Origin of the sequence: Nannocystis sp. RBIL2 (assembly GCF_026626745.1) — a bacterium.
Classification (GTDB): domain Bacteria; phylum Myxococcota_A; class Polyangia; order Nannocystales; family Nannocystaceae; genus Nannocystis.
Genome location: NZ_JAPNJW010000001.1, coordinates 1,241,592 through 1,260,958 on the forward strand (window position 1 = coordinate 1,241,592; position 19,367 = coordinate 1,260,958).

Annotated in this window: 14 protein-coding genes; 11 read left to right on the forward strand and 3 right to left on the reverse strand. The window is 72.6% G+C overall.

Annotated elements, in window-relative coordinates:
- Nucleotides 1-163: 163 nt before the first annotated feature.
- A complete protein-coding gene (locus OV090_RS04925; protein ID WP_267702304.1) occupies nucleotides 164-1,432 on the reverse strand; it encodes an ankyrin repeat domain-containing protein in 1,269 nt (422 codons plus the stop codon).
- 262 nt (nucleotides 1,433-1,694) lie between these two features.
- Between OV090_RS04925 and OV090_RS04930 the strand changes: the two genes are divergently transcribed.
- The 3 genes from OV090_RS04930 to OV090_RS04940 all read left to right on the forward strand — a co-directional run bounded on the left by OV090_RS04930 (nucleotide 1,695) and on the right by OV090_RS04940 (nucleotide 4,423).
- Nucleotides 1,695-2,312, forward strand: a complete 618-nt coding sequence (locus tag OV090_RS04930; RefSeq protein ID WP_267702305.1) for a CAP domain-containing protein — start codon at nucleotides 1,695-1,697, stop codon at nucleotides 2,310-2,312.
- A gap of 201 nt (nucleotides 2,313-2,513) precedes the next feature.
- Complete coding sequence (locus OV090_RS04935) at nucleotides 2,514-3,062, forward strand: nuclear transport factor 2 family protein (RefSeq protein ID WP_267702306.1); 549 nt, start codon at nucleotides 2,514-2,516, stop codon at nucleotides 3,060-3,062.
- A gap of 119 nt (nucleotides 3,063-3,181) precedes the next feature.
- The gene (locus OV090_RS04940) at nucleotides 3,182-4,423 is read left to right on the forward strand and encodes an STAS domain-containing protein (protein WP_267702307.1); all 1,242 of its coding nucleotides are present in this window, start codon (nucleotides 3,182-3,184) and stop codon (nucleotides 4,421-4,423) included.
- Nucleotides 4,424-4,469: 46 nt separating this feature from the next.
- On the opposite strand, the gene OV090_RS04945 is transcribed toward OV090_RS04940, so the two are convergent.
- A complete protein-coding gene (locus tag OV090_RS04945; protein WP_267702308.1) occupies nucleotides 4,470-6,446 on the reverse strand; it encodes a bifunctional metallophosphatase/5'-nucleotidase in 1,977 nt (658 codons plus the stop codon).
- Between the two features lie 534 nt (nucleotides 6,447-6,980).
- On the opposite strand from OV090_RS04945, the gene OV090_RS04950 reads away from it, so the two are divergent.
- The 7 genes from OV090_RS04950 to OV090_RS04980 all read left to right on the forward strand — a co-directional run bounded on the left by OV090_RS04950 (nucleotide 6,981) and on the right by OV090_RS04980 (nucleotide 15,760).
- Entirely contained in the window at nucleotides 6,981-7,589 is a 609-nt protein-coding gene (locus tag OV090_RS04950; protein WP_267702309.1) for a sigma-70 family RNA polymerase sigma factor, read from the forward strand.
- Complete coding sequence (locus tag OV090_RS04955; protein WP_267702310.1) at nucleotides 7,586-8,353, forward strand: hypothetical protein; 768 nt, start codon at nucleotides 7,586-7,588, stop codon at nucleotides 8,351-8,353. Before OV090_RS04950 ends, OV090_RS04955 begins: the two co-directional genes overlap by 4 nt.
- Before the next feature lie 15 nt (nucleotides 8,354-8,368).
- Entirely contained in the window at nucleotides 8,369-10,609 is a 2,241-nt protein-coding gene (locus OV090_RS04960) for a CHAT domain-containing protein (protein WP_267702311.1), read from the forward strand.
- 158 nt (nucleotides 10,610-10,767) lie between these two features.
- Complete coding sequence (locus tag OV090_RS04965; RefSeq protein WP_267702312.1) at nucleotides 10,768-12,219, forward strand: trypsin-like serine protease; 1,452 nt, start codon at nucleotides 10,768-10,770, stop codon at nucleotides 12,217-12,219.
- An 88-nt stretch (nucleotides 12,220-12,307) separates the two neighbouring features.
- A complete protein-coding gene (locus OV090_RS04970) occupies nucleotides 12,308-13,327 on the forward strand; it encodes a hypothetical protein (protein WP_267702313.1) in 1,020 nt (339 codons plus the stop codon).
- Between the two features lie 42 nt (nucleotides 13,328-13,369).
- The gene (locus tag OV090_RS04975; protein WP_267702314.1) at nucleotides 13,370-14,287 is read left to right on the forward strand and encodes an arginine deiminase-related protein; all 918 of its coding nucleotides are present in this window, start codon (nucleotides 13,370-13,372) and stop codon (nucleotides 14,285-14,287) included.
- A 222-nt stretch (nucleotides 14,288-14,509) separates the two neighbouring features.
- Entirely contained in the window at nucleotides 14,510-15,760 is a 1,251-nt protein-coding gene (locus OV090_RS04980; RefSeq protein WP_267702315.1) for an SGNH/GDSL hydrolase family protein, read from the forward strand.
- A 61-nt stretch (nucleotides 15,761-15,821) separates the two neighbouring features.
- Here OV090_RS04980 and nadA read toward each other — a convergent pair whose 3' ends face one another.
- Nucleotides 15,822-17,267 carry a quinolinate synthase NadA gene (nadA, locus tag OV090_RS04985; RefSeq protein WP_267702316.1) on the reverse strand — a complete coding sequence of 482 codons (1,446 nt, stop codon included), beginning with the start codon at nucleotides 17,265-17,267 and terminating at the stop codon, nucleotides 15,822-15,824.
- A gap of 141 nt (nucleotides 17,268-17,408) precedes the next feature.
- Between nadA and OV090_RS04990 the strand changes: the two genes are divergently transcribed.
- The gene (locus OV090_RS04990) at nucleotides 17,409-19,331 is read left to right on the forward strand and encodes a thioredoxin-like domain-containing protein (RefSeq protein ID WP_267702317.1); all 1,923 of its coding nucleotides are present in this window, start codon (nucleotides 17,409-17,411) and stop codon (nucleotides 19,329-19,331) included.
- The last annotated feature ends 36 nt before the right edge of the window (nucleotides 19,332-19,367 follow it).

Consider the following 19,367-nt stretch of genomic DNA (forward strand, 5'->3'; position numbering starts at 1 on the left):
CGCACCGAGGGTGCGCGGACGTGTCGGCTGCGTAAAGTTAGGGGTCGGCATCGGTCCTCGGCCGCCGCGTGTTGCAAGGACAGGGCAACCTGCAATTTCAACCACTTCGCCCCAGCGCTGCGCGCTCCGCCCTGACAGCCGTGTCGCGTTCGCGCCCAGCGCGTCAGCCCCGGACCACCCGAAGATGCCGGCGCAACAAATTCGTCGCGCCGCGGTGCTCCTCCACGCGGGCCCAGTCGAGCGCGGTGCGGCCCGCGTGATCGCGGATCGACGGATCGGCGCCGACCTCGAGCAACACCGCCGCAGTGTCGGCCTGCCCCGACATCGCCGCGCGCATCAGCGGCGTCTGTCCGCACGCGTTCACTGCCTCGACATCGGCGCCCGCCAGGCACAGCGCGCGCACCACCTCCGGCACCGGCTCGGTCGCCGCCAGCGCCAGCGGCGTGTCGCCGTTCACGTCGCGCAGCTCGGTCGCCGCGTCGGCCGCCAGCAGCACGCGCACGCTCTCGCGGTGATCCTGCCAGGCCGCCACGTGCAGCGGCGAGTGGCGGTGGAAGTCGACGGCGTCGACCGACGCGCCCGCGTAGCACAGCATCGCCGCCACCAGCGCGTGCTCCTGATCGACCGCGAGGTGCAGCGCGGTACGCCCCTGCACATTGGTCGCGTTCACGTCGGCGCCGCGCGTCAGCAGCTCCTCGACCACCGCAGTGTGCCCGCGGAAGCTCGCCGCCAGCAGGGCCGTCGGCAGCCCCGGCCAGGCCGGGTGGCGCGCGTCGACCCGCACGCCCTCGTCCAGCAGGCGCCGCACCTCCACCAGCTGGCCCTCGAGCGCCGCCCGATGCAGCGCCCACTCGCCGCGCCGGCGGTCCGCGCCCGGCAGCAACTCGAGGAACTCCGGCGCGCGCGTCACCTCGGCCAGCGCCTCCGCCATCGCCCGCGCCGGCTCGTCGGTCCCCGCGGCCTCGATCTGCGCCTCCACGTGCTCCAGCCACGCCTCGATCTCGGCCGGATCGCCGACGCGGGCCAGCAGCGCGAAACCTGTCCCGACGGCCATCCCGCAGCCCTCCGCGTCCTCGCCGGCGCGCCGCAGCGCCAGCGCGCGGCCGATGAGCGCCCGCACCTGCGCCTTCGCGCCCGCCCGCAGCGCCATCTCGGCCCCCGCGGAGTGCAGCCAGGCCGCGTTCTTGGTCGAGATCGACATCACGCGCGGCGGCGGCGTCATCAACATCGCCACCCCCTCGGCGTCGCGGCCGAGGCGGTACAGCGCGCGGATGTGGTAATCGCGGGCCCACCCGAACTCGAGCGGGTCGGTGGTCTCGGCGGCCAGGAGGTCGCGCTCCAGCGCCTCCGCCAGCGGCACTGCGTCGGCGGGCGAGCGCTCGAGCGTGGTGGCGAGCGCGAACATGCGGGTCGGGAAGTCGACGGCGGTCATGCCCGCGACATGAGCACGCCGCGTGCCACTCCCCGCGCCGCCCCACGTGACCACAAGCGGCCCGCACCTGCATCAAAACGATCGACCCATATGCATCATTTCGATGCGCATGAATCGTTCTGACGCACCTCCTCCTCTTCTCGATACGAGGCCTCCCCGCGCCGCCCCGGCCCCAGCGAGCTCGACGCATCGCCGGCGCTCCCCGCCTCGCCGCGCCACTTTCCTCGCGGCGCCGCCCTGCCCGGCGATCTACACTGCCCGCGTGCCTCGCCGCTCGTCTGCGCTCCTCTTCGCCGCCGCGCTCGCCTGCCGCCCCGACGTGTCCCGAGAGACAGCCTCGCCGCCGGCCCGAGATCCCGCCGGTCCGTCGCCGACCTCCTCCGCGTCTGCGCCCGCGCCTGCGCCCGCCTCCGCGCCCACGCCCGCCGCCGCGCCCGCGGCCGATCCCGAGTCGGGCCGGCTGGCCGGCATCACTGCCGCGCACAACCGTCATCGCGCGCAGCTCGACATCGCCCCGCTGACGTGGTCGCCCGAGCTGGCGCGCTACGCCCAGAAGTGGGCCGACAAGCTGCAGCGCCGCCGCTGCGACCTCCAGCATCGCCCGCGCTCCGGCGCGGACGCGCAGCGCTACGGCGAGAACCTGTTCGGCGCCAGCGGCCAGGCTGCGTCCGCCGAGCAGGTCGTCGCCGCATGGGTCGCCGAGGTCGCGGGCTACGACGCCAAGACCGGCCGCTGCCGCGGCGTGTGCGGCCATTACACGCAGGTCATGTGGCGCGACAGCCAGCGCGTCGGCTGCGGCGTGGCCACCTGCGGCGACGCCGAGGTATGGGTCTGCAACTATGATCCCCCCGGTAACTTCCTCGGGCAGAAGCCCTACTGACAGTGGCACCCACGATTGCTCGGTGTCCCCGACTCGCACACCCGCCGACAGTCGCCGCACCTCCACCTGTGCCCGCGCATACGGGTGAATGACCGATCCGCGTACGATCGGCGGAGCCAGCGCCGGTGATGGACAGTCGCTACAATCGCCGCTCCGGAGTTCATCCTGATGCTGTTCAAACACCGTTCGATACGCAATCTCGTGGTCGCTGTCAGTTGCTTCGCCTCCGTCGCCATCAGCCCGACGGCCGACGCCAAGAAGGGCGGAGAGGACGCCGGCAAGCGCCTGTCCGACCGGGCCGAGATCGCCGATCTGACCTACTGCTACGCCGAGGCCACCGACGCCATCGGCAATGGTGACTTCGCCAAGGGCAAGGCGACCTACAAGGAGTGCTTCACGTCGAACGCCCAGATCGGCGCTTACTTCCCGGGCGCCGATCCCAACGGCCCGCCCGGGGTCGGGGCGACCGGTCCCGAGGCGTGGGCCGTCGAGGTCCAGAAGGTGTTCGCCGACAGCGGTTACGTGGCGACCCATCACCTCGTCAGCAACGTCCGCATCGATCTCGACGGCAACACCGGCACCATGACGTCGTATCTCAGCGCCACGCACGTCATCGATCCGGACGGCGCCATCGAGGTCGCGCACGGCACCTACTTCGACACTGTCGTGCGCACCCCGCAAGGTTGGCGCATCGCCAAGCGCAAGCTCCTCCTGATCGACTTCGTGCGCCTCGAGTCGCCCGCGCCCTGAGCGCCTGCGCTGGCTCACAACTCTCGCCCGGCGGGCTGGACAACACGTCCAGCCCGCCGTACGGTCTTCCGCCGCGCAATTGGCGTGCGCGCGCCGCCTCGCCTCGCCGTCTCCACCGCATGGCCACCGAACCGCAACGAGCCGCGCTCGACCGCATGACGCGGGCGCTCCACCTCTCGGGCGCCGCCGTCCTCGAGTTCGAGGACCTCGGCGCCGACGACCCGCTGGCCGCCGACGCCCCCGCCTACTACAGCGACCGCGTCCGCCAGCTGCTCGGGCGCGACGGCGACGTCCCGCCGGTGGTCGGGACCTGGCTCGCCGCGGTTCACCCCGACGACCGCGACAAGCTCCGCGTCGTGCGACGCGAGCAGCTGCTCACCGCCGGCGCTGCCATCCTCGAGTACCGCGTGCAGGTCGGCGGCGCCACGCGCTGGTGGCAGGAGCAGAGCGAGGCCGCGTCGACGCGGCCGGGTCGCGCCTCCGTGGTGGCCGTCGTCCGCGACATCACCGACGAGCGCGCCGAGCAGGAGGGGGTCCGGCGCTCGGTCGAGCTGCTGCGCCAGACCCAAGCCGCCGGGGCCGTCGGCGGCTGGGAGGTCGACCTCGTCAACAACACGCTCTACTGGACCGAGGAGACCCACCGCCTCCACGAGGTCCCGCGCGGCTTTGTCCCCGACCTCGCCACCGCGATCAACTTCTACGCCCCCGAGCACGTGCCGATCATCTCGGCCGCGGTCGAGCGCTGCATGCAGGGCGAGCCGTACGACGTCCAGCTCGAGATCGTCACCTTCCGCGGCAACCGCCGCCACGTCCAGGCCGCCGGCGTGCCGTTCTTCGAGGACGGCAAGCTGACCCGCCTCTACGGCATCTTCCGCGACATCACCGAGCAGCGCCGCCGCGAGGACGAGCTGCGGGCCCAGATCGAGATCATCGCCCGCCAGGACAGCGCGATCCGCCAGCTCTCGACGCCGATCATCCAGCTCTGGGACAACATCCTGACCCTCCCGCTGCTCGGCACCATCGACGCCGCGCGGGCGGCCCACATCATGGAGCGGCTGCTGGCCGAGGTCACCCGCACCCGCGCCCGCTTCGCGATCCTCGACCTCACCGGCGTCGAGGCCCTCGACGAGACCACCGCCGACCACCTGCTCCGCCTCGTCCGCGCCGTCGACCTGCTCGGCGCCCGCGGCGTCCTGTGCGGCCTCCAGCCCGCCGTCGCCGACGCGCTCACCGCGAGCGGCGTCGAGATCGCGGGCGTCGTCACCTACCGCAACCTGCACGAGGCCCTGCAGCGCTGCCTGCAGGCCACCTCGGCCCGCCGCCCCGAGGCGGCGCGTTCGGACATGTCGTCTCGGCCATGACTCCGAGGACATGCCTCCGGGGGCATGTCCTTCGGGCCAGCCGAAATCACGGCACCAGCGTGATGCGGTCGAGCGCCGGCGGCGACACCGGCGAGTGGTCGGCGAAGTAGTCCTGCAGCGCCTGCATGTCGGTCACGCCGCCGACGCGGTCGGTGCCGGCCTTGAACACGCTGAAGCCGTCGCCGCCGTCGGCCAGGTAGCCGATGGTGCCCACGCGGTACTCCTGATCGGGCACGATCGCGACCCCGTCCAGCTCGATGCTGGCCGGGTCGATCTTCGACCCGACCGGCGCGCTCTCGCTGTACGCGTACGAGAAGCCCGCCGACACCTGCAGGATGTTGTCCTGCTGGCCGTCGGCGAACTGCTGCTCGAGCAGCGCGTCGATCTGCGCGCCCGTGAGGGTCAAGACCACCAGGTTGTTGCCGAACGGGTTGACCGCGAACGCCTCGCCGTAGCTGACGATGCCGTCGACCGGCTCGCCGCCCGACTTCGGGTAGGCCAGATCGGCCCGCACGCCGCCCGGGTTCATGAGCGCGAGCTCGGCTCCGCCGAGGATCGGGTCCTGGGTGGCGTCGAGCATCGCGTCGGCCACCACCGCGCCCATCGTCGACAGGCCGGGCGAGTCGTCCGGCGCGAACTTCTCGAGCGTGGCGGTGATCGTGCCGATCTGCTGGTTCGCCAGCGGCGCAGCCAGCTGCTTGTACATGGCCACGAACGCCTCGATCACCGGGTCCGCCGACTCGCGGGTGACGACCACGTTCGTGGCCGTGGCCATGGTGACGTCGCCGGTCTTGCTGCTGATCTCGAGGTCGATGTCGGTCAAGACGCGGCCGAACGAGGCCCCGCTGGTCACGATCTTGTCGTCGATGACACAGTTGTAGGCCTGGTGGGTGTGGCCGCTGACGACCACATCGACCGCGTCGTCGAGGCCCTCGACGATGTCGACGATCGGGCCCGAGATCCCCGGGCACTCGTTGTAGAGGCCGCTCTGCAGCCCGCCCTCGTGGATCAGGACCACGATCGTCTCGACGCCCACGCCGGTCAGCTCGGGCACCAGCGCGTTGACCCGCTCGACCTCGTCGGCGAAGGTGAGGCCGACGATCCCGCTCGGCGAGACGATGCTGCCGGTCGCCTCGAGCGTGAGGCCGATGAAGGCGATCTGCACGCCCTCGACCATGTGCAGCGCATAGCTCGGGAACAGGGTCTCGACCGGCTCCTCCTGCGTCAGCACGTTGGCGGCCAGGAACTGGAACGCGGCCCCCGGGAACGGCGTGTCGTCGCCGCAGCCGTCGACCGGGTGGCAGCCGCCGCCCTGCATGCGCAGCAGCTCGTTCGCGCCGTCGTCGAACTCGTGGTTGCCGACGGCGTTGTAGTCGAGGCCGATCTGGTTCATCGCCTCGATCGTCGGCTCGTCGTGGAACAGCGCCGACACCAGCGGCGACGCGCCGATGAGATCGCCGGCCGAGACCACGATCGTGTTGGGGTTCTGCTCGCGCAGCGCGGCGACGTGGTGGGCCAGGAAGGCCGCACCGCCGGCATCGACCGAGGTATTGGCGTCGATCTTGACCTTGCCGCCGCTGCCGCTCGGCGGCTCGAGGTTGCCGTGGAAGTCGTTGAACGCGACGATCTGGACCTTCACGAAGGTCTCCTCGCCGGTCGTCTCGGTCGTCGCCTCGGTCGTCGTGTCGGTCGTCCCGACCGTCGTCTCGCCGGCGGTCTCGGTGGCCGTGGTGTCGGTGCTGGTGCTGGTGACGCCGTCGGTCGTGTCCGTGCCGACCGTCGTGGTGGTCGTCGTCGTCGTGCCCTCGGTCGGGTCCGGACCGGTGGTCTCGCTCGCCGTCGTGTCCGTGCTCGTCGTCCCGGTGGGCGGCGTGTCGGTCGTCGAGGTGGTCGGTCCGCCGTCGGTCGTGCTCGCGCTCGTGTCGTCGGTCGTGGTCGGCTGCGTCGCCGAATCACCGCCACTCGCACCGCACCCGCTCGCCGCCAGCGCGAGCGCCCACGCGGGCGCGCGCAAGGGTTGCATCCAATTCATCTGCATAAGTCTCGGGCTCCCGAAGTCGGGCGTGCATACCACGAGGCTCCGGGGCGCGAGCCCGTCACGGCCGCGACAAGCTCACGCCGCTGCCGCCATTCACTGGAGCTTCCCCCGGGTCGCAGTGGGGCCTGGCCCGAGCCGCGCGAACCCGCGATCGCGCGGGAAAGCCCCCGCTTCGACCCCCGAAGCCGAGTGAGCGTCTCTTCGAGGCATCGTCGCATTCGCGCTGGTGACGATGCCCCATTGCATTGAGGGCACTCGTGGCCCCCGCAATCATCACACCCTCGATTCGGGCGTGACTCCCCATGCCCCCGTCGCGGCGGCTCGAACCCCGCTGACAGCGGGCGAAGCCGCGCCCGCTGTCAGCGCGGATCGGCCCGCGACCCCGGGCCCCGGACGCGTGCGGAGATCCGGGAGCGACCAGTTCCCCCGACGCCGGCGAGGCTGACCGGGGCGCGCCGTCGTCCAAGCTCACAGCAATTCGTTCAGTATGGGCCGCGCGGCGCCGTGCTACCAGAAGCGATGTCCGATTGGACCCGAGACAGGCTCGTGCGCGCGCTCGACAGCCGCGATCCGGCCGAACTGCAGGCGCTGGTGACCGAGCTCGAGCCACCGGTCATCGCGGCCCGCGCCCTGCTGTTTCACAGGAAACCGTGGCTCCGCGTCGGTCCCGAGCGCAGCAAAGAGGACGACGTGCAGTCAGTGCTCACATACCTGTTTAATCGCGACGCGAGGGTCCTGCGGAAGTTCGGCGAGAGCCCCGACTTCGTCCACAAGGAGGGCGCGCTGCGGCGATTCGTGATGGGGGTCACGATGCTTTGCTTGCAGAAGCTGTGTCGTAAACGGGCCCTCGCCTGGGAACTCCTGGAAGAGGACATGACCTCGACCGACCCCAGCGACACCACCGGCTCGAGCATCGAGGTGCTCGACCGCTTGATGGACGCCAAGCGGGCCGTGAGCGCGCTGTCGCCGAGCGACCAGGAGCTGTTCGCGCTCATCTACGACCAGCAACTCGCGCAGGACGAGCTGTGCGAGCGGCTCGGCATCTCGGCGCAGACCTATCAACAACGCAAATCACGGCTCCTGCGGCGACTCGCGCAGTTCTTGAGGCCCCAGGGAGGTACGGCATGAAGGCCCCGGCGAACCACTCGAATCCACCGACGACGGACGACGACGCGCTCGACGCCGAGCTGCGCGCGCTCGAAGACATCCCCGAGCCGTGGCTGGCCGTCGGCGAGGGCCGCACGCCCCCCGAGGCCGCGTTCCCCGACGATCCCGCGCTGCGCGAACAGCTGGCGCCGCTCGATCCCGCCGCGCGCTCGCGCATGGTCGCCCACGCGCTCGCCACCCTCTCGGCCCCGGTCGCGGCGCCACGGTCCATTGCATCGACCGAGCTCCCGCGGCCCGAGCAGGCGGCCCCGGCCGAGGCACCACGGCCGAGCAACGTCGTGCCGCTGGCGCCGCGGAGCACTCGCTGGCTGCGCTGGACCGCCCCGCTGGCGGCTGCGGCCGCCGCGATGCTGCTGATCGTGTTCCGGCCGTCCGGCCCGGTCGGCGACGGCACCGGCGCGGGCGAGGTGCGCGTGTTCCCGGCGCTGCGCGGCGACGAGGCCGGCGGCGCCGAGCTGCGGGTCGCCGGCGGCGATCACTTCTACTTGCAGTGCCGCGGCGACGATTCGCTCGAGATCGTCGCGGTGCGGGCCACCAAGGCGAGCGAGCCGGCGAATCAGCGGATGCTCGGCGGCAAGCCGGCGCCGCAGGACGAGCGCGGCCAGGCCTTGCACGTCCTCGCCGACCTCGGCCGCGGCACCTGGCAGGTGACCTGCGGCGCGCGCGACACGAAATCGGGGCAGTTCGTGTGGCTCGATCCGCCCGCGCGGCTGATCGTCGAATAGCCATTCGGTGCAGCGATGAATCCGGCGATCCTGGCGGCGGCGCTGTGGCTCCGGGCGACCGGCCTCGAATCACCGAGCGATCCGGCCACCGCGCTGCGCGAGGAGCGACGCGCGGCCCACCGCGCCGGCGAGCCGCAGCGCGAGCTCGACCTCGTCGACCGCGAGCTGGCCGCGCTCGCCGGCGATTCGCCCGACCACCTCGCCGCCGCCTGCGACGCCGCCCAGGCCGGGTTTCGCGTGTGCGGCGAGCGGCTGCCCGAGCTCGGCTGCGCCGGCGAATATCTCCGGCGCTACGCCGACGCCGGCTGTCTCGCCGACCCGCTGCAGCTCCCGCGCTATCACTTCATGTGGGCGCTGCACTGGCAGCGACAGATGGACTTCGCCGCCGCGCTGGCGGCCCTGCGCCGCGTCGTCGAGGCCGCCCAGCCGCTGTTCCTGGCCCGCCTGTTCCGTAGCGATCCGCAGGGCGCCGCGGAGTTCCTCGACCTCACCCGCGACCTCGCCGCCAGCGCCGCGCTGCGCACCGAGCTCGCCGCCCACCTGCGCAACCGCGTGGCCTGGGACCGCAGCTTCGCCGCGCTGTCGCTGTTCCTCGACGTGCTCGCGCGCGAGGGCGACGCCTACGCCGCGGCGGTCCTGCGCAATCAGATCGCCTGGGGCCTGCTCGTCCTGCGCGAGGCCGGGCTCGCGGGCGCCGATCCGGTCCCGCTGCTGACGTCGGCGCTCGCCACCTTCACCGCCGACGGCACGCGCGACCGCTCGCACGCCAACAACGTGCGCATCAACCTCGCCCTCGCGGCCCTGCAGCGCGGCGCCCTGGACGAGGTCGACAGCGCGCTCGCCGGCCTCGGCGACGCGGCGATGAGCCCGGAGGAGCGCATGTGGCTGAACATCGTCCGCCTGCGCGCGGCCCTGGCCGGCGGCCGGGTCGACGAGGCGAATGCATGGCAGGCCGCGCTCGCCGGCGCCGAACTCGGCGAGGTCGTGCCGATGGGCGAATGGTTCGTCGCCTGGACGCGCGGCCTGGTCGACGAGGCGCGCGGCGATCGTGACGCGGCGATCGCCGCCTACGAGGCCGCCGAGGCGGTGCTCGAGGCCCACGCCCACGCGCGCAACGTCGCCGCCTACGGCGCGGCCGCCGATGGCCGCTATCGCATGTTCGCCACCACCACGCGGCGCCTGCTCGACCTGTTGCTCGGCGACGGCGACGACGGGGCGGCGCTGTCGCTGGCGCGGAACGCCCGCAACCGCGCCCTGCGGATGCACGCGCGCGAATGGTGCCAGGAGGCCGAGCGGCCGCGCGACGACCTGCCCGGGCCCGGCGCGCTGCACTTGGTGTATTTCCCGCTCGACCCCGCCGGCGCCGGCGACCTCGCCCCGTGGGTCGGCTTCGCAGTCACCACCACCGGTGTGCGCGCCGAGGCGCTGCGGGTCGCGCCGCTCCCCGGCGATATGCATCGCCTGTCCGAAGAGACACTATCGACATTCACCGAACAGCTGCTCGCGCCGTTCGAAGCCGACATCGCCGCCGCCGAGGTCGTGACGATCTTCCCGACCGACGCGCTGCACGCCCTGCCGTTCCACGCCCTGCCGTGGGACGGCGGCATCCTCCTCGACGCGGCGCCGGTGCAGTACGGCCTCGACGTCGCCGCCTGCGGCGAGCCCTCTCCGCGCAGCAGCGGGGCCCTCGTGATCAGCGGCAGCGACTATTCGCTGCCCGAGGAGGGCCGCGCGGTGGCTGCCGCGCTCGCGGCCGGCGGCGTGCGGGTCGACCACCGCGCCGCAGACTCGCCCGAACCGTTCGCGCCGCTCCTGACCGGCGGGGCCGCGCTCGCCCACCTCGCCGCGCACGGGCAGCACCCGGCCGACGAGGCGGTGTTCGCCGCCGACGTCCAGCTCGCCTTCGGCGGCGCCCACGTGCTCACGCGCGAGGCCATCCTGGCCGCGCCCGCGGTGCCGCGACTCGTCTACCTGTCGGCGTGTCGCTCCTCGTTCGTCGACGCCGACACTCTCGGCGGCGGCCTCAGTCTGGCGCACGCCTTCCTGCTCCGCGGTGCGCGACAGGTCGTCGGCTCGGTGCGCGACGTCGACGCCGACGCCACCCGCACCTTCGCGCTCGAGTTCTACGCCGCGCTCGCCTCGCTGCCCGCGGGCGACGTCGCCGAGGCGTGGCGCGCCGCCTATCTCTCGGCCCGTGCCAGCCTCGAGCCGAGCTTGCAGGACGACCTGCGGATGCTGCGGCTGTTCGTGCCGTGATCGTTGCAGGCGCACGAACGACGACGATGGAGAATGGAGCGAGGGGACGCCGATCGGACGTCGCAGAAGCGAGCAGTGACGACGCTCACTGCCATGGCGAAGTTTCGCGTATCAGTCAGGCCCGGCGGGTGGGCAAGACCTCGATACAGGAGCTCACCATGGTTTACGCGCGAATTTCGTCCACTGCACTCTCGGTCCTGGCGAGCACGCTGCTCGCAAACCTCGTCGCCTGCGATGTCGAGCCCGACGCCGAATTTCGCAAGAACGAGCTCGGGGGCGACCCGGTGCTCGACGAGAGCCCCGGCGGCAGCTATTGCCGCGGGTGCGTCACCGACTTCCGCGTCGTCCCCTCGAAGACCCCCGGCCAGGCTCACCTCGACCTGTGCGTCGATCTCTCGGTCAAGCGCGTGGACAACGTCAGTGGCCTGCCCGGCACCGCCGGCAATCCGGCGTGGTTCGCCGGCGTCGACTGGTCGCTGTGGAACAGCGCCAACGAACAAGCGGTGTGCGAGGACTGCGAGTACCAGGTCACCAGCTCCTCACTCGGAGGCCACGCGCTGCTGCGGATCTCCGACCTGCCCACCGCGGTCACCGACAACCTCTCTCGCATGAACATGGTGCTCGGCGCCGGCACCACGTCCTACCCCGAGAACCTGCGCGACTTCCCAAGCGTGAGCATCAGCGACGCCAGCGGCCCGTGGAGCTGCGGCAACCTCGGCAACCTCGAGCTCACCGGGGCGCCCGATCCAGGCGGCGTCGGCGACGACGAGATCCAGCCCGGCGACGAGGTCGCGGCCGCGGCGGTCCACATCGCCTACGACTGGCCGTACGGCGGCGTGCGCTCGTGCAGCGGCGTGCTCGTGACGCCCACCCAGGTGCTCACCGCGGCGCACTGCTTCCACGACACCACCGCCGCCAAGCACCTGAAGATCAGCGTCGGCGAGCCCCAGCCGGTGCTGAACCCGAACGAGCCGACGATCGGCGCCGTCTCGATCGCCAGGCACCCGAGCTGGGACGGCGGCAAGCCGGCCCTCAAGTTCGACCTCGCGATCGTCGAGCTCGACCAGGCCGTCTCCGTCTCGCCCGTGGCGCTGTCCGGCTTGGACCCGCTGGCCGATTGCAAGACCACGGCCGAGGTCTATGGCTTCGGCGTCGGCGCAGTCGCGGCGGGCACCTTCGATTGGGGCATCCTGCGCAAGGTCGGGCTCGTCGCGCAGCCCAAGCTGTGCGTCGATTCGGGCGGCCAGCACTGCGTCGACACCAACACGCTGCTCCCGTACACCCCGCCCGGAGGCCTCACCGCCGACGCCCACGGCCTGTGCCACGGCGACAGCGGCGGCCCCGTGGTAGCGACCTGCGGCGGCTATCGGCAGGTCGTCGGCGTCACCGCGGCGCGCGTGCTCGGGATCCCCGACGGCCGCGCCATCCCCGACGAGACCCCGCTCGAGCCGCTCGGCGCCGCCTTCGCCTTCACTCGCCACAACGTGTGCGGCCGCGACGACGCCGTCGGCTTCGCCGCCACGCGCCTCGACGGCCCCGAGGTGCAGAGCTGGCTGGCCGAAACCCTCGAGTGGCCGGAGATCATCGAAATCCCGGTGAGCAAGTTCTGACGGCGCGCGCCCGCGCGGCCCTCGCGGAGCTCGCAGGCAGATCCGCGTGTCCTGCCACAGATCGTGCGCGAACCCGAGACTGGCGCGCATGCCCCTCGCGCTCTCGACCCCCCGCAACCTCCTTCCCCTGGCGCTCGCGTCCGTCCTCGCCGCCTGCCCCAAGCCCGACGATCCCGAGCAGGACGATGGCTCGGGCGCGCCGGGCGACAGCGAGACCACGGGCGCCTCCGCCCCGGGCGACACCGCCGAGGTGGCCCCGACCACCGGCACCACCTCCGGCGGCGAAGAGCCCACCAGCACCGCCACGAGCGAGAATTCCACCCCGGGACAGGACCCTTCGGACAGCACCACCGCGGCCGACACGAGCACCGGCGAGCCCGACTTCGGCCACTGTCCGTACGCGCCGGACGGCGTCGACGTCACGCTGACGCGCGTCGAGCAGGGGCTCGCCACCGACCTCAGCGCGCGCGAGTGCGGCACCGTCGAGCAGCTCTCCGGCCTGCAGGTGATCGCCGCCGGCGTCGATCACCTCGAGGTCTCGGTCTGCGCGGACGCGACCTGCGGCGCCTGCGACCCCGCCGTCACGCTCGACCTCGCGCTCGCGCTCCCCGACGGCCTGGTCGGCCTGCCGGCGCAGCTGGCCGCCGGCGACTGCCTGCAGCTCGACGTCGAGTGGAGCCGCGCGGGCGCCGACCCGGCGCAGTGCGAGGTCGGCGGCCTGGCCGTGGTCGGCCTCCGTCGCGGTCACCCGGAACCTGTCCCGAAGTTCATGTACCGATTCACCGGCGCCGTGCCGCACACCGACCCGGTCGGCCCGTTCGCGCTCACCGGAATCCCCCACGGCCCGGGCGCGATCGCGTGCCCCTGCGCCGGCGACTGCTGCCTCGAGCCGCCGGGCGCGCGCCGGCTCCGCTTCATCGCCGCGCTGTGGAACGCCGAGATCGAGAGCCCGCCCGTCGATCCCGGCGCCACGATCCCGCTGTTCCTGTTCGGCACGCCCGAGGGTGATGACCTCTACGGCGACCTCTCCCTCGCGCGGGCCGACGTCCCGGGCGACTGCGGCGCCCAGCCGCGATACGAGTGGCTCCTGAGCGTCTCCCCCGGCTGAGCCCGCCAGTCGCCCGGCCCCGGGTGGTAGCATGCGCGGCCGATGATCGTCACCAGTCCGGCAGACTTCCTGGCCGCCCTCCCCGAGCAGATCGAGGCCCGCGGCGCGTGGGGCAAGCCGACCATGTCGGCCGCCATGGTCGTCAGCCCGATCGGCTTCCGGATCAGCCCCGAGGCGACCGACAACGCCTACATGCAGGCCGGCGAGATCGACCTCGAACGCGCCTTCGCCCAGCACCACGGCCTCGTGCGGGCCCTCGGCGCCTGCGGCCTGCCCGTCCTCGTCTTCCCCGGCCGCGACGGCCTCGACGACGCAGTGTTCACCAACAACGCCTTCGCCACCATCCCCGACCGCCTGATCGTCGGCTCGATGCGCCACCCGGTCCGCCGCGCCGAGGCCGCCCGCAACGACGTGCGCGACCTCTTCACCTGGACCTTCGGACATGCCCTCACGGACATGACGCAAAAGCCAGGCGTCTCCGAGCTGACCGGCCCGCTCGTGATCGACCGCCGGCGCGGCCTCGGCCTGTGCGGACTCAGCCAGCGCGCCGACGAGCTCGGGTGCGCCGCCATGCACACCGCCTTCGGCCTGCGCCTGACCTTCCGCTTCGCCCTGCAGCCGAGCGAGTACCACACCAACGTGGTCCTCGCGGTGCTGGCCGGGCGCGCCTGCGTCCTCCACCCCGGCTCGTTCGCCGACCCCGAGGTCCCGGCCGCGATCGCCCGCGCCTACGAGGGCCGCACCCTCGAGCTCGACGACGCCGAGAAGCAGGCCTTCGCCGCCAACTGCATCGCAGTCTCGGAGCGCGACCTGATGCTCAGCGCCACCGCCTTCCGCGCGCTCCGCCCGGCCTCGCGCGCCGCGCTCGAGAGCTGGGATTTCCGCCTGCTCCCGGTCGAGGTCGACGAATTCGAAAAAGCCGGCGGCAGCCTGCGCTGCCTGATCGCCGAGATTTTTTGAGCCCCCGCCCGATCGCTCCGGCTGATCTTCAAACCACCGGCCGCGCTCGCGCGAAGTCTGCTTCGCCGGGCACGCCGCGCTCATCTGCACTTCGGGACAGGTGACTATCCACTTCGCTCGGGCCCGGCGGCGACATCGGTGAGCACCGGTCCGCAGCCGCGAAGGTCCGCGCGGGCCCGCGCCGCCGTGCGCCTCGCGAGCCGCTGATAGACTCGCTGCGCCATGCGGACGCTCTCGATCTCCTTGCTGCTGCTCGTCGCCTGCAATGGCGGCGGCGACCCCGGCGACACCGACGCCTCGACCGGCACCTCGACAGCCTCGACTTCCACCGCGGACGCGAGCACGAGCACCACCGCCTCGAGCGACACCGTCGGCACCAGCGGCGACGAGCCCGTCACCGACACCGCCGCGCCCACGACCTCGACCACCAGCACCACCGACCCCGTCGATCCTACGACGACGACCACCGGCACCACCGACGACAGCACCACCGGCGAGCCGGCCCGTCCGCCCGGGATTCACTACGTCGGCCGCCACGACGACAGCGATCCGAGCGCCATTCGCATGAGTTGGTCGGGCGTCGGCGCGGTCGTCCGCTTCGACGGCACCGATCTCCACGTCAGCCTCGACGACAATGGTCGATGGTTCACCGTCGTCGTCGACGGCGCGGTCCAGCCGCCGCTGAACACCCAGCCCGGCGCGCAGACCTACCCGCTGGCGACCGGCCTCGCGCCCGGCGAGCACACCGTCGAGCTGTACCGCCGCACCGAGGGCTCGTTCGGCGTCACCACCGTCCTCGGCTTCGACATCACCGGCGAGCTGCTCTCGCCCCCGCCCGTGACGCGGCGGATCCAGGTCATCGGCGACTCGATCTCCTGCGGCTACGGCAACGAGGGCATCTCCCCCTGCAGCTTCTCGGCCGAGACCGAGAATCACTGGCTCACCTACGGCGCGGTCGCGGCGCGGGCCGTCGGCGCCGAGCTGCACACGGTCGCCTGGTCGGGCAAGGGCATGGTCAACAACTACGGCGACGACGTGTTCGAGCCGATGCCGCAGATCTACGACCGCACGATCGCCGGCGACGGCGGCACCGCGTGGGACCACGCGCGCTGGCAACCCGACGTCGTCGTCATCAACCTCGGCACCAACGACTTCAGCACCGACAAGGACCCCGCCGAGAACGTGTTCGTACCGGCCTACGTGGCGTTCCTGACCCACCTGCGCGACGTCTACCCCGACGCCTTCATACTCCCGGTCGCGCCGCTCTTGTGGGGCGACGAAGCGACGATGGTCGCCGGCTACTTGCAGAGCGCAGTCGACCAGCGCCACCAGGCCGGCGACATGGACGTCGCCTTCGCCGACATCAATGCGCAGGCCAACGGCTGGGGCTGCGACGGCCACCCGAGCGTCGCCACGCACGAGGCCATGGGCCAGAACCTGGTGACCGCGCTGGGCGAGCACCTCGGCTGGTGAATCACGCGCCGCGACGCGCCGGCCTCGAGAGCCCGCGCGTCGTCTCTCGCACGGAGCCCCGCTACGACGCCGCCGACAGCCCCCGCGCGCGGATGTCTGTGACCAGCGCCGCCGGCAATTGCTTGGTGCGCGAGAACTCGCGCATGTGGCGGATCGGCAGCTCGCCGAGCTGCGCGATCGTCTGCTCGCCGATCTTCTCGACGTACTTGCGCGGCGCGAACGCCACCAGCTTGTCGCCGGCCTCCGGCGCGCGGGCCAGCACCTCGAGCAGCGCGTCCAGCGAGTTCATCTTCATGAAAGGGCAGGTCGCGCAGCCGCCCGCGGTCGAGCAGCCCTCGCCGCCGGCCACGCCCGGCACCAGCGGCAGGTGGACGTCGCCGGTCGCTACCACCGCCGCGTCGGCCACCGGGAACACGATCTCGACCTCGACCGGGCGCGGCAGCGTCTGCAGCAGCGCCCGCAGCTGGTGGACGATCGCAGTCACCATCCCGGCCTCGGTCCCGAGCACGAACTGCAGGCGCACCGGCGACCTGTCCCCGGGGACATCCCCGACCTTCTTCACCTGCGCAGTGATGTAGTCGAGGATGTTCGACGTCGAGCCGACCACCCCGTGGCCGGCGCGCTGGGCTTCCAGCGCCAGCGCGAACATCTCGCCCGGCACCTCGAGGTGGGCAGTGACGTGGGCGTCGGCGTAGTGCTCTTGCACCCGGCGCACCACCTCGGCGCCGAACATGTGGTGGACGATGCACGAACCCTGCTCGAAGTGGTGGAAGCGGGGCAGCAGCGCGCGGATGCTGGCCGCGTCGTGGGCCGGGTGGAGCGCGCGCACTGCCGCGTCGTCCATCTCCGCCAGGCTCGTCAGCAGCGCCCGCAGGTTCTCGCCCATGTACGTGTCGGGCCCGAACCACACGTGGCCCTCGGGCACCTGCGCGAACGCCTGCAGCACCGTCTGGATCACGTTCGACGAGGTGCAGGTGATCGTCGGCACCAGCGATTGCGCGTACGCCTTGGTGCGCAGGCTGGTGTTGATATACACGACGTGCAGCGAATCGGGCGTCTGCGCCGCGCGGCGCAGGTAGGCCGCGTAGGCCGGCGCCTCGGCGGCCGCCGCCAGCGAGCAGCCGATCGCCTCCTCGGCCACCCTGTACACCGGGACATGTTCGAAGCCGGCGGCGTCGAGCACCGCGCGGACGTTCTCCGACATGAAGTCGACCCCGAGCACCACGATCGACCGCGCGCCGTCGCGGGCCATCTGCAGCGCCCGGTCGGCCATCACCAGCGAGTCGGAAATGTGGATGTGCGGCCAGTCGCAGGCGAACAGCACGCCCTGCAATTCCGCGTCCATGTAGAAGTGGGCCACGATCCCCGCGCCGCTGGCCTCCAGCAGCTCGCGCAGCCGCCGCACGGTGGCCGGATCGGGGTCGAGGAACGCCGCCTGGGCCTCCGCGAAGGCCCCCTGGGCGGCCGCGCCGCCGGCGCGGAGCACGAGCGAGGGGAACGGCTGCATCGCGGGCAAAGCCTAGTGCCCGGACCCCCCTGTTTCAACCGCCGCCGGTCCGCATGATCACGTTCGGCGACACCCCGGACGTCACGCCACCTCACGCGCATCGGTCCTCGCCCGCGTCCCCCGGTCGGCTAGCGTCCCGCCATGGAACGCCTCCGCGCCCCCGAGCTGGAGCCCGCCCGCGCCTGGCTCGGCACCACTCGCCCGCTGCGACTCCGCGAGCTCCGCGGTCACGTCGTCGTCCTCGACTTCTGGACGTCCTGCTGCGTGAACTGCATGCACGTGCTGCCGGTCCTGCGGGACCTCGAGCGGCGCTACGCCGGCAAGCCGGTGGTCGTCATCGGCGTCCACTCGGCCAAGTTCCCCGGCGAGGCTGCCCCCGAGCGGGTCGCCGACGCGATCGCGCGCCACGACGTCGCCCACCCGGTGGTCGTCGACGACGGCCTGGCGATCTGGGAGCGCTACGCGATCCGCTCGTGGCCCACCCTCGTGGTCGTCCGCCCCGACGGCACGATCGCCGCCGTCGCCCCCGGCGAGCCCGACCCTGCCGCCCTCGACACCCTCGTCCGCGGGCTCCTGGCCGAGGGCGAAGCCCACGGCACCCTCGCCCGCGAGCCGCTGACGATTCCGCGCGGCGAGCCGCCACCGCCGCGTCCGCTGGCCTTCCCCGGCAAGGTCGCGGTCGCTGGCGACGGCCGGATCGCAGTCGCCGACTCCGGCCACCACCGCGTCCTCGTGCTCTCGGCGGACGGCGACGTCCTCGTCACGATCGGCTCGGGCCACCGCGGCCACCGCGACGGCGCATTCGCCGAGGCCCGCCTCGACGACCCGCAGGGCCTCGCCTGGTCGGGCGACGGTTCGCTGTGGATCTGCGACGCCCGCAACCACACCGTCGTCCGCGCCGACCTCGTGCATGACCGTTTGGACACGGTCGCCGGGACAGGTTCCATGGGACATGTCCCGATCGCCAGCCCCTCACCGGCCCGCACCACCGCCCTGCGCTCGCCCTGGGACCTCGTCCTCGACGGCGAGCGGATCCTGGTGTGTCTGGCCGGCTCGCACCAGCTCGGCGTGCTCGTCCCGGCCGCGGACGGCGGCTTCACCGTCGACATGCTGGCCGGCGACGGCCGCGAGGCGCTGGTCGACGGCCCGCCGCGGGTCGCCTGCTTCGCCCAGCCGTCCGGCTTCGCGCGCGCCGGCGACCGGGTGTGGATCGCCGACAGCGAGACCTCGGCGATCCGCGAGCTCGACCTCGCCAGCGGCGACACCCGCACCCTCGTCGGCGCCGGCCTGTTCGACTGGGGCGCCGAGGACGGCCCGTTCGCGGCCGCGCGGCTGCAGCACCCGCTCGCGGTCGCAGTCGCCGCGGACGGCGACCTCCTCGTCGCCGACACCTTCAACGACCGTCTGCGCCGCCTCGACCGCCGCGCCGGCCTCGTCTCGACTCTGTCTCTCGGGACAGCTCACGAGTCCCTGCGCGAGCCCGGCGGCCTCGCGGTCCTGGCGAACGGCGACCTCCTCGTCGCCGACACCGGCCACCATCGCCTGGTCCGCCTCGCCGCCGATGGCAGCTTCAAGGGCGAGCTGGAGGTCCGCGGCGCGCCGCCGGTGCCGACTCCGAGCGACGAGCCGCCGCCGCCGCTCGCCGCCGCCGCCGCCACGCGCTGGTTCGACCTCGTGCTGGAGCAGGCCCCCGCGCTCGCGCCCGGCCGCGTGACGGGCCGTCTGCGCCTGCTCGCGCCCGCGGGCTGGAAGTTCAACGACGGCGCCCCGCAGCGGCTCGCGCTCGAGGTCTCGCGCCGCTCCGATCTGGTCACAACCGCCGAGCGCATCACGCTTTCGGGACAGGGCCGATCCGACATGTCCGTGGAGCTCGATCTCGCGGTCGCCGAACTCCCCACATCGGAGGTCCGCAGCGAGCTCCTCGTGCGCGTCGACGCGGTGCTGTGCGGCGGCGACCCGGAGGTGTGCGCCCCCTCGCAGGCGTGGCTGCGGATCCCGCTGCTGCTCACGAACGCCGGCGCGGCCGCGTTCTCCGTCGATCTGGCGCTGGCGAGCCCCGTCTGAGCGATCTCGCATCCCGAAGCCGGCGCGTCGGCCGGT